Source organism: Pseudomonas sp. SD17-1 (assembly GCF_029201585.1).
GTDB classification, from domain to species: Bacteria; Pseudomonadota; Gammaproteobacteria; order Pseudomonadales; family Pseudomonadaceae; genus Aquipseudomonas; species Aquipseudomonas palmensis.
This window is the reverse complement of sequence record NZ_CP104044.1, coordinates 1672238-1682500: the sequence shown is the minus strand read 5'-3', so window position 1 is coordinate 1682500 and position 10263 is coordinate 1672238. Positions and strand designations below refer to the sequence as shown.

Genomic DNA, 10263 nt, shown 5'->3' with positions numbered 1-10263 from the left:
GGTGTTCCTTCCTATATCTACGCATTTCACCGCTACACAGGAAATTCCACCACCCTCTGCCCTACTCTAGCTCGCCAGTTTTGGATGCAGTTCCCAGGTTGAGCCCGGGGATTTCACATCCAACTTAACGAACCACCTACGCGCGCTTTACGCCCAGTAATTCCGATTAACGCTTGCACCCTCTGTATTACCGCGGCTGCTGGCACAGAGTTAGCCGGTGCTTATTCTGTCGGTAACGTCAAAACAGCAAGGTATTCGCTTACTGCCCTTCCTCCCAACTTAAAGTGCTTTACAATCCGAAGACCTTCTTCACACACGCGGCATGGCTGGATCAGGCTTTCGCCCATTGTCCAATATTCCCCACTGCTGCCTCCCGTAGGAGTCTGGACCGTGTCTCAGTTCCAGTGTGACTGATCATCCTCTCAGACCAGTTACGGATCGTAGCCTTGGTGAGCCATTACCTCACCAACTAGCTAATCCGACCTAGGCTCATCTGATAGCGCAAGGCCCGAAGGTCCCCTGCTTTCTCCCGTAGGACGTATGCGGTATTAGCGTTCCTTTCGAAACGTTGTCCCCCACTACCAGGCAGATTCCTAGGTATTACTCACCCGTCCGCCGCTGAATCGAAGAGCAAGCTCTTCTCATCCGCTCGACTTGCATGTGTTAGGCCTGCCGCCAGCGTTCAATCTGAGCCATGATCAAACTCTTCAGTTCAATACTGCTTGGGTTTTGAGAAAACCCTAAACTTGGCTCAGCATTCTCAAATGACTTACTTTCAAATCTTTCGATTTTCGCGCAGCCACTTGTGATGCTGATAATCTTTCTGACTATCAGTCTGAGCTCACAAGCACCCACACGAATTGCTTGATTCAGTTGTTAAAGAGCGGTTGGTCAAGAACTTTTCGTCTCAACCGAGGCGCGCATTCTACGCTTTCCCCAGAGTCTGTCAAGCGTTTATTTTGAAGTTTTTCGTTTCACTTCAAACACTTGACTCGCCTCGATCTCTCGTAGCGGGAGGCGAATTCTACAGCGTTACAACCTGCTGTCAACCACCTTTTTCACCGCTGCCGATCTTTCGATCGAAGCACCTCCAGCCTGACCTGAAACGTCCAACTCGTTGATATTCAAGGAGTTTTTCGCTCCGACTGCGCCGGAAGTGGGGCGAATTATAGAGAGATTAAATTGTGCGTCAAGGGTTTATTTCAAAATAACCTCGGCACATAGGTCAGCATGAGCATTTCAAGACTGAAGCGTCTTTTTCAGGTAGTAGCGCTGATAACCAGGCGGGCAATCCTCCAGCATCCCCATGATGTGGTATCCCTGCTTCTGGTAGAAGTCAGGGGCCTGGAAGCTATAGGTATAAAGAAACAAACCGGTGCAGCCCCGCGCCCGCGCCTCCTCTTCGGCTCGCATCAGCAGTTCGCTGCCCAACCCATGACCGCGTGCGGCATCGCTCAACCAGAAGTAGTCGATATAGAGCCAACCCATTGCGAAATGACCGAACAGCCCACCTCTCACCTGGCCCCCGCCATCGCGGGCATACAGCTGGAAATCTTCATAGGTGTAAGGGCCGATCTGTTCGATGTTGAAGCGGCGCAGCCCTTCACGCACCACTGCCATGGCATCGGCGTCAGCGCCCAGGGTGAATCGGTAAGGGGCATCTGTCATAAGCTCTCCTGTGCGGCATTGGACTACATGAGTACGCTGCGAGCCTGCAGGCGCCGGCTCGCAGCGGATGTTAAATCGGAATTCGGGTTCACAGGTAGAAGGAGGCTCGCCAGGGGGCAGCACGAACGTCAGCCAAGGTAGCGAATCATGCGCAGAAACGAGGAGGGATGGATGGAGCAGAAGAAGAGAAGGTAAAGCGCAGGAAGCAGCCAGCCCTCGAACGAAGGATGGTGTCCCAGGCAGGGTTCGAACCTGCAACCTTCCCCTTAGGAGGGGGATGCTCTATCCAATTGAGCTACTGAGACATGCGTCTGGCGTACATGGCCCGCCATACGGAACGGCGAGCATGTTACCCAGCGAGCCAGGATTTGTCATGTCGTCTCTGCGCTTTTTACCAGTAGGTGGTTTCCAGCCTCAGGCACGTACGCCTGCCTCCTGCAAAACCATCAGCAGGCGGCGCACTGCATCGTCAAGACTGGTCGAGTTGTCCACCCGCCGGACCCGATCATCAACCTGTGTCATGGACTGTTGGTTGCGCGCCATTCGCTGCTCGATCTCGTGCTGCCCCTCCCTGCCCCGTTGAAGCAATCGCCCGCGCAATACCTGCGGATTCACACAAAGCAATATGGGCAACAGGTCCGGGTACTTCGCCTGCGCCACCGGCAGGTGCGCGCGCGACCCGTTGACCATCACGTGCCAGCCTTCGGCAAGCCACGCATCTATATAAGCAGGAACCCCATAAGCCAACCCATTGGCGCGCCACTGCAGGGCAAATTCGCCACGGTCAGCCATCTGCTCGTACTGCTGGACCGATACGGCGACTGCGTCCTCCCCCACCGCCTCGGCGGAGCGAGTGATGACACGCTTAGGAATGCGCACCTGGCTTGCCAGCAAAAGCTCACGCGCCGCATCCAGAAGACTGTCCTTGCCGGCACCGGACGGCCCCATCAAATAGATCACCCTGCCCGCCCCCGCCAAGGGAACGTCGCTTGCGTCATACTGCATAGCCACTATGCTCAGAGAAAGGAAAGCTCGCGCATTTTAGGCGCATTGCACGGTCTTTGCGCCTTTGCCGGTGATGAAAAGTCGAGCCGCCGAGGTGGCCAGGCCGAGCGCCAAATGAAAACTTTTCAAACCAGTGCGCATTTCTGATAATTGGTACTGGCATAACGCCTTTACCCAGTTCAATATTTGTCACAGAATTGACGCCAAGTAACTGGCGACACTGAGGCATGATGAAGACCTCATTCGTACTCCAGGTTGAACATTTTGTCTTAACGATGGTCGTAACACTCATCGTGCGGCCGATTTCGAGAACCGCTTCCCCCTGAACTAAACCGGTCAATTATATGCGCCCAATGAAACAGGCTATCTACTCAAGCCGCACCGCTGACAAATTTGTCGTCCGCCTGCCAGACGGAATGCGTGAGCGCATTGCCGAGGTTGCGCGTAACCACCACCGCAGCATGAACTCCGAGATCATTGCACGCCTGGAGCAGAGCCTTATTCAGGAAGGTGCACTGGGCGACGAGCTGAGCATGCGCCTGGACAGCCCAGAGCTGTCACTGCACGAACGTGAACTGCTGCAACGCTTCCGCCAGCTGTCCCATCGCCAGCAAAATGCTCTGGTCGCACTGATCGCCCATGACGTCGAGATGGCCGCAGACGCTTCCTGATTCCACCCACGCACAAAAAAGCCAGCTTTCGCTGGCTTTTTTTATGCCTTGCCTTTTTACAGCAAGAAGATCGTAGCAAGGCCCAGGAAGATGAAGAACCCGCCACTGTCGGTCATGGCAGTGATCATCACACTTGCGCCCATCGCAGGATCGCGCCCCATTCGAGCAAGCGTCATCGGGATAAGAACGCCCATCAGGGCCGCCAACAGCAGGTTCAGGGTCATCGCCGCAGTCATCACTACCCCCAGCGACCAGCTGCCATAGAGCAGGTAGGCCACAACGCCGATCACGCCCCCCCACACCAGGCCATTGATCAAGGCCACCGCAAGCTCCTTGCGCATCAATCGCGCAGTATTGCCCGGGCTGACCTGATCGAGCGCCATGGCACGTACGATCATGGTAATGGTCTGGTTGCCGGAGTTGCCCCCGATACCGGCCACGATGGGCATCAGTGCAGCCAACGCCACCAGCTTCTCGATCGACCCCTCGAACAGGCCGATCACTCGCGAAGCGACAAAGGCCGTGATCAGGTTGATTGCCAGCCATGCCCAACGGTTGCGAAGCGAACGCCAGACCGAGGCGAAGATGTCTTCCTCCTCACGCAGACCCGCCATGTTGAGGACTTCGTTCTCGCTTTCCTCACGGATCAGGTCGACCATTTCGTCGATGGTCAAACGGCCGATCAGGCGATCGCTCTTGTCCACCACCGGTGCCGAAATCAGGTCATAGCGCTCAAAGGCCTGTGCCGCATCGTAGGCGTCTTCATCGGGATGAAAACTGACCGGGTCACTGGCCATCACCTCGGCAACCTGCTTGTCGGGGTCGTTCACCAGCAGCCGCTTGATGGGCAACACACCCTTGAGCTTGCCGTCGTAATCGACCACGAACAGTTTGTCGGTATGGCTTGGCAGCTCCTTGAGCCGGCGCAGGTAACGCAACACCACCTCAAGGCTGACGTCCTCGCGGATGGTCACCATCTCGAAGTCCATCAAGGCACCGACCTGGTCCTCGTCATAGCTCAACGCGGAGCGTACGCGCTCACGCTGCTGGGCATCGAGGGTTTCCATCAGCTCATGCACGACGTCGCGCGGCAGCTCCGGCGCAAGGTCGGCCAGCTCGTCGGCGTCCATCTCCTTGGCAGCGGCAAGCAGCTCGTGATCGTCCATGTCGGCGATCAGGGTTTCCCGAACCGAATCGGATACCTCAAGCAGGATGTCACCATCACGCTCGGCCTTGACCAGTTGCCAGACCGTCAGACGATCATCCAGCGGCAGGGCTTCGAGAATGTAGGCAACGTCAGCGGAGTGCAGATCATCGAGCTTGCGTTGCAGCTCGACCAGATTCTGGCGGTGTACGAGATTTTCGACCCGATCGTTATGGTGCCCTTCCTGACGATGTGTCAGGTCTTCGACCACTCGTTGGCGCTGCAGCAATTCGACCACCTGGGCCAGGCGATCCTGCAGGCTTTCTTGCGATTTTTTTACTTCACTTTCGGTCATACGCGTACTCCACTCCCAGCAGCGGAGCACGCCAGGAGAATCAATCAGTCAGATCGTGATTGGCAAAACAAGCTATTGAGTAACTACTGGGTAAGTCCATGGTGGTATTCCACAAGCCCCGGCGGAGCTGACGGGCGCAATCATACACGGCTTGGGCTGCTCGGACTGAAAATATTGGCCAGAACAATCGCTTGCGAGATAAAGCTGTGACAACGTACAGCTCTGACAGTGCGACGGCTGGCACACCCCAAAGAACACATTGAAGACGCAAAAGTTAGCAGAGGCCGGTAAACGCATCGATGACAGTTTATTCATCGCGCCTTACGGAAAAGTGAAAAGCCGAAAAGCAGAAGGCCCGCTTAAAAGCGGGCCTTCTGTTGTATGGTGCACTCGACAGGATTCGAACCTGTGACCGCTCGGTTCGTAGCCGAGTACTCTATCCAGCTGAGCTACGAGTGCAGGGTTGGCGCTTGATAGACCAGATCACCTCTGGTTGAAGCTGAAACAACTTCCAGACTGGAAACTGCTTCGTCGTATGGTGCACTCGACAGGATTCGAACCTGTGACCGCTCGGTTCGTAGCCGAGTACTCTATCCAGCTGAGCTACGAGTGCATGGTTGGTACTTGATGGACCAGATCACCTCTGGTTGAAACTGAGGCAACTTCCAGACTGGAAACTACTTCGTCGTATGGTGCACTCGACAGGATTCGAACCTGTGACCGCTCGGTTCGTAGCCGAGTACTCTATCCAGCTGAGCTACGAGTGCATTTGTTGCCGCGCATTATAGACCGCTTAATCGATTTGCCAACCACTTTTTCGTTTAATTTCAACTACTTAGCGATTCAAGCAAGATTACAGCGCCCTACATGAATAATGGCGGAGAAGGGGGGATTCGAACCCCCGATACCCTTGTGAGGTATACTCCCTTAGCAGGGGAGCGCCTTCGGCCACTCGGCCACCTCTCCGCAACACGGGGCGTATAATAACCAGAGCCTTCCCCGTTTGCAAACCCTTTTTTGAAAAAATATCGATAAAAATTAATGGGTTGGTTCTTCGTCCTTCTCTTTCTTGATCCGCAGGTAGATTTCCTCACGGTGCACGGCCACTTCCTTGGGCGCGTTCACCCCAATCCGTACCTGGTTTCCTTTCACGCCGAGCACGGTCACGGTGATTTCGCCGTCGCCAATTATCAGGCTCTCTGCGCACCGACGAGTCAGAATCAACATACCTTTCTCCTCACGCAATTCAGTTCAGGGATAACAGTCTGCAAAAAAGGGCTTCAACCCGCCGCCAGAACAGCGGCGGACCTACGCCTGAACGTTGACCGACACCCGACAACCCACAGGTTTCTTGTGCCGTTCAAAAACACGAAGGGCGCGGCCAGGCCGCGCCCCAGTGAGCACAACGCTTACTCGCCCTGACGGGAAGGCGCGTCGAGTTCGAAAGCGGTGTGCAAGGCACGCACAGCCAGTTCCAGGTACTTCTCTTCGATAACCACCGACACCTTGATTTCCGAAGTGGAGATCATCTGGATGTTGATGCTCTCCTTGGCCAGCGATTCGAACATGCGGCTGGCAACGCCCGCATGCGAGCGCATGCCCACACCCACGATCGATACCTTGGCGATCTTGGTATCACCCACCACTTCGCGGGCATTGAGCTTCAGGGCGGTTTCACCCAGTACCTTCTGCGCCTTTTCGTAATCGTTGCGGTGTACGGTGAAGGTGAAGTCGGTGGTGTTATCGTGCGAAACGTTCTGCACGATCATGTCGACTTCGATATTGGCTGCACTGATGGGGCCCAGAATCCCGAATGCCACGCCCGGGGTATCCGGCACACCGCGAATGGTCAGCTTGGCTTCATCGCGATTGAAGGCGATGCCGGAAATGATCGGCTGTTCCATGGATTCCTCTTCATCAATAGTAATGAGGGTACCCGGACCCTCCTGAAAACTGTGCAGTACACGCAGCGGTACGTTGTACTTTCCGGCAAACTCCACGGCCCGAATCTGCAGCACCTTGGACCCGAGGCTGGCCATTTCCAGCATCTCTTCGAAAGTGATCTTGTCCAGCCGCTGCGCCTGGGACACCACGCGCGGGTCGGTGGTATAGACACCATCGACGTCGGTGTAGATCTGGCACTCGTCAGCCTTCAATGCAGCCGCCAGGGCCACGCCGGTGGTATCGGAACCGCCACGCCCCAGCGTGGTGATGCTGCCGTGCTCGTCAACGCCCTGGAAACCGGCTACCACGACCACGCGACCTGCCTTGAGGTCGGCACGAATCTTCTGATCATCGATCTGCAGGATGCGCGCCTTGTTGTGCGCACTGTCGGTGAGAATACGCACCTGGTTGCCGGTGTAGGACACCGCAGGCACGCCCCGCTTGATCAGCGCCATGGCCAGCAACGCGATGGTCACCTGCTCGCCGGTGGACACGATCACGTCCAGCTCGCGCGGAACCGGCTGATCGCTGATTTGCCTCGCCAGCTCGATCAGACGATTGGTTTCCCCGCTCATTGCCGACAGCACGACTACCAGGTCGTCGCCAGCCTCGCGGAACTTCTTCACCTTGTCGGCAACCTGTTCGATGCGCTCGACCGTGCCCACCGAGGTGCCGCCAAATTTCTGTACGATCAACGCCATTTCAAAGCCGCCTCAGCCCGTGAAGGGCACCCAATAAACACAATTACCCAACGCCAGGGCCCGCCATCGGATGGCGGGCCACCGGGCGCTTCAGACACCCTGTTCTACGAATGGCACGGTCAGAGCCAGTGCACCGTCCAGCGCTGCGGCATCCACGCCACCGCCTTGCGCCATGTCCGGACGACCACCGCCTTTGCCGCCCACCGCTGCAGCGGCTTGCTTCATCAGATCACCGGCTTTGAGTTGGCCGGTCAGGTCCTTGGTCACGCCTGCGACCAGTACGACCTTTTCTTCGTGGACACTGCCGAGCAGGATCACTGCGCGGCCGAGTTTGTTCTTCAACTGGTCGACCAGGGCCAGCAAGGCTTTGCCGTCCTGCCCGTCCAGACGTGCGGCCAGCACTTTGACGCCCTTGACGTCGACTGCGCTGGCAGACAGGTCATCGCCGGCAGCACTGGCAGCTTTGGCCTGCAGTTGCTCCAATTGCTTTTCCAGCTGACGGTTGCGCTCGAGCACCGCCGACAGCTTGTCGACCAGGTTCTCGCGGCTGCCCTTGACCAGCTGGGCAGCTTCCTTGAGCTGCTCTTCGGCAGCGTTCAGGTAGGCCAGTGCGGCGGCGCCAGTGACCGCTTCGATACGACGCACCCCGGAGGCCACACCGCCTTCGCTGATGATCTTGAGCAGACCGATATCGCCGGTGCGCTTGGCATGGATGCCGCCGCACAGCTCGACGGAGAAATCACCGCCCATGCTCAGCACGCGCACGCTGTCGCCATACTTCTCGCCGAACAGCGCCATGGCGCCCTTCTGCTTGGCAGTCTCGATGTCGGTCTCTTCGGTCATGACCTCGGTGTTGTTGCGCACTTCGCGGTTGACGATGTCTTCCAGCGCCTTGAGCTGCTCTGGCTTGACCGCCTCGAAATGGCTGAAGTCAAAACGCAGGCGCTGGCTGTCGACCAGCGAGCCTTTCTGTTGTACGTGCTCGCCCAGCACCTGACGCAATGCCGCGTGCAGCAGGTGGGTGGCCGAGTGATTGAGCGAGGTGGCATGACGAACCTGCGCATCGACCCGGGTTTCAACCTGGGCACCGACGCTCAGCTTGCCGCTGGCAACCACACCGTGGTGCAGGAAGGCACCGCCGGTCTTGGTGGTGTCACGGACATCGAAGCGGACGGCACCGGCCTGCAGGTACCCGCAGTCACCCACCTGGCCGCCGGACTCGGCGTAGAACGGCGTGCGATCGAGGATCACCACACCCTCCTCGCCTTCACCCAGCTGCTCGACGGCCTTGCCGTCCTTGTACAGTGCAACGACGCTGGCAGCGCCTTCGGTGGTGGCATAACCGGTGAATTCGGTGGCCACATCGACCTTGACCAGGGTGTTGTAGTCCAGGCCGAAGGCGCTGGCCGAACGCGCGCGCTCACGCTGCGCCTCCATCTCGCGCTCGAAACCGACTTCGTCGATGGTCAGGCTGCGCTCACGGGCGATGTCGGCCGTCAGGTCCATCGGGAAACCGTAGGTGTCATACAGTTTGAACACCACGTCACCGGGCACCACGCTGCCCTTGAGTTCGGCCAGGTCCTGCTCGAGGATCTTCAGGCCCTGCTCCAGGGTCTTGGCAAACTGCTCTTCCTCGGCCTTGAGCACGCGCTCGATGTTGGCCTGCTGCTGCTTGAGTTCCGGGAACGCCTCGCCCATCTCGGCAACCAGCGCCGCAACGATCTTGTAGAAGAAGCTGCCGGTGGCACCGAGCTTGTTGCCGTGACGGCAGGCGCGACGAATGATGCGACGCAGCACGTAGCCACGGCCTTCGTTGGAAGGCAGCACGCCATCAGCAATCAGGAAGCTGCACGAACGAATGTGGTCCGACACTACCTTGAGCGACGACTGGTCTTCGTTGCTGCAGCCGATGGCGGCAGCCGAAGCGCTCAGCAGGTTCTTGAACAGGTCGATTTCATAGTTCGAATGCACATGCTGCATCACCGCACTAATGCGCTCCAGGCCCATGCCGGTGTCCACCGACGGTGCAGGCAGCGGGTGCAGCACGCCGTCGGCAGTGCGATTGAACTGCATGAAGACGTTGTTCCAGATCTCGATGTAACGGTCACCGTCTTCTTCCGGCGAGCCTGGCGGGCCACCCCAGATGTCGGCGCCGTGGTCATAGAAGATCTCGGTGCAGGGGCCGCACGGGCCGGTATCACCCATGGTCCAGAAGTTGTCCGAGGCGTAGGGCGCGCCCTTGTTGTCGCCAATGCGCACCATGCGCTCGGCCGGCACACCGATGTGCTGGGTCCAGATGTCGTAGGCCTCGTCATCGGTGGCATACACGGTGACCCAGAGCTTTTCCTTGGGCAGTTGCAGCACGCCGGTGAGGAAGGTCCAGGCGTAGGTGATGGCATCACGCTTGAAATAGTCGCCGAAACTGAAGTTGCCCAGCATTTCGAAGAACGTATGGTGACGCGCGGTATACCCGACGTTTTCCAGGTCGCTGTTCTTGCCGCCGGCGCGCACGCACTTCTGGCTGCTGGTGGCGCGGGTGTACGCGCGCTTTTCCTGGCCAAGGAAGCAGTCCTTGAACTGGTTCATCCCCGCGTTGGTGAACAGCAGGGTCGGGTCGTTGCCCGGGATCAAGGAGCTGGAGGCAACTCGGGTATGGCCCTGCTCTTCGAAGAAGCGAAGGAAGGCTTCACGGATTTCTGCGCTTTTCATAGGTTCTTCCACGGAAACGGCGGCCTGCGTCAAATTGACGAAACGACGGCAAAGGGCCGCATTATA

Annotated in this window: 7 protein-coding genes, 5 tRNA genes and 1 rRNA gene (1 of these 13 running past the window's edge); 1 reads left to right on the top strand and 12 read right to left on the bottom strand. The window is 57.8% G+C overall.

Going from position 1 to position 10263, the window contains the following annotated elements; translation table 11 throughout:
* From N0B28_RS07680 to phnN, 4 genes are all read right to left on the bottom strand, one after another.
* Positions 1-714 (bottom strand): 16S ribosomal RNA (locus tag N0B28_RS07680) (it extends 823 nt beyond the left edge of the window).
* A 525-nt stretch (positions 715-1239) separates the two neighbouring features.
* Complete coding sequence (locus tag N0B28_RS07675) at positions 1240-1668, bottom strand: GNAT family N-acetyltransferase (protein ID WP_054916581.1); 429 nt, start codon at positions 1666-1668, stop codon at positions 1240-1242.
* 228 nt (positions 1669-1896) lie between these two features.
* A tRNA-Arg gene (locus tag N0B28_RS07670) sits at positions 1897-1973 on the bottom strand.
* A gap of 109 nt (positions 1974-2082) precedes the next feature.
* Complete coding sequence (gene phnN / locus N0B28_RS07665) at positions 2083-2673, bottom strand: phosphonate metabolism protein/1,5-bisphosphokinase (PRPP-forming) PhnN (protein WP_116053201.1); 591 nt, start codon at positions 2671-2673, stop codon at positions 2083-2085.
* 344 nt (positions 2674-3017) lie between these two features.
* On the opposite strand from phnN, the gene N0B28_RS07660 reads away from it, so the two are divergent.
* Positions 3018-3344, top strand: coding sequence for an Arc family DNA-binding protein (locus N0B28_RS07660; protein WP_003254499.1), 327 nt, complete (start codon positions 3018-3020; stop codon positions 3342-3344).
* Positions 3345-3400: 56 nt separating this feature from the next.
* Here N0B28_RS07660 and mgtE read toward each other — a convergent pair whose 3' ends face one another.
* The 8 genes from mgtE to alaS all read right to left on the bottom strand — a co-directional run bounded on the left by mgtE (position 3401) and on the right by alaS (position 10197).
* Positions 3401-4843 carry a magnesium transporter gene (mgtE, locus tag N0B28_RS07655; RefSeq protein WP_043860297.1) on the bottom strand — a complete coding sequence of 481 codons (1443 nt, stop codon included), beginning with the start codon at positions 4841-4843 and terminating at the stop codon, positions 3401-3403.
* Between the two features lie 382 nt (positions 4844-5225).
* Positions 5226-5302 (bottom strand) — tRNA-Arg (locus N0B28_RS07650).
* A gap of 77 nt (positions 5303-5379) precedes the next feature.
* Positions 5380-5456: transfer RNA gene (locus N0B28_RS07645), tRNA-Arg, on the bottom strand.
* Between the two features lie 77 nt (positions 5457-5533).
* A tRNA-Arg gene (locus tag N0B28_RS07640) sits at positions 5534-5610 on the bottom strand.
* Positions 5611-5718: 108 nt separating this feature from the next.
* Positions 5719-5809, bottom strand: a tRNA-Ser gene (locus N0B28_RS07635).
* Positions 5810-5881: 72 nt separating this feature from the next.
* Positions 5882-6070, bottom strand: coding sequence for a carbon storage regulator CsrA (gene csrA, locus N0B28_RS07630; RefSeq protein ID WP_010226667.1), 189 nt, complete (start codon positions 6068-6070; stop codon positions 5882-5884).
* A 182-nt stretch (positions 6071-6252) separates the two neighbouring features.
* Positions 6253-7488, bottom strand: a complete 1236-nt coding sequence (locus N0B28_RS07625; protein WP_043860296.1) for an aspartate kinase — start codon at positions 7486-7488, stop codon at positions 6253-6255.
* A 90-nt stretch (positions 7489-7578) separates the two neighbouring features.
* Positions 7579-10197 (bottom strand): alanine--tRNA ligase, encoded by a 2619-nt coding sequence (gene alaS / locus N0B28_RS07620; RefSeq protein WP_043860295.1) that lies wholly within the window; start codon positions 10195-10197, stop codon positions 7579-7581.
* Positions 10198-10263 lie beyond the last annotated feature (66 nt).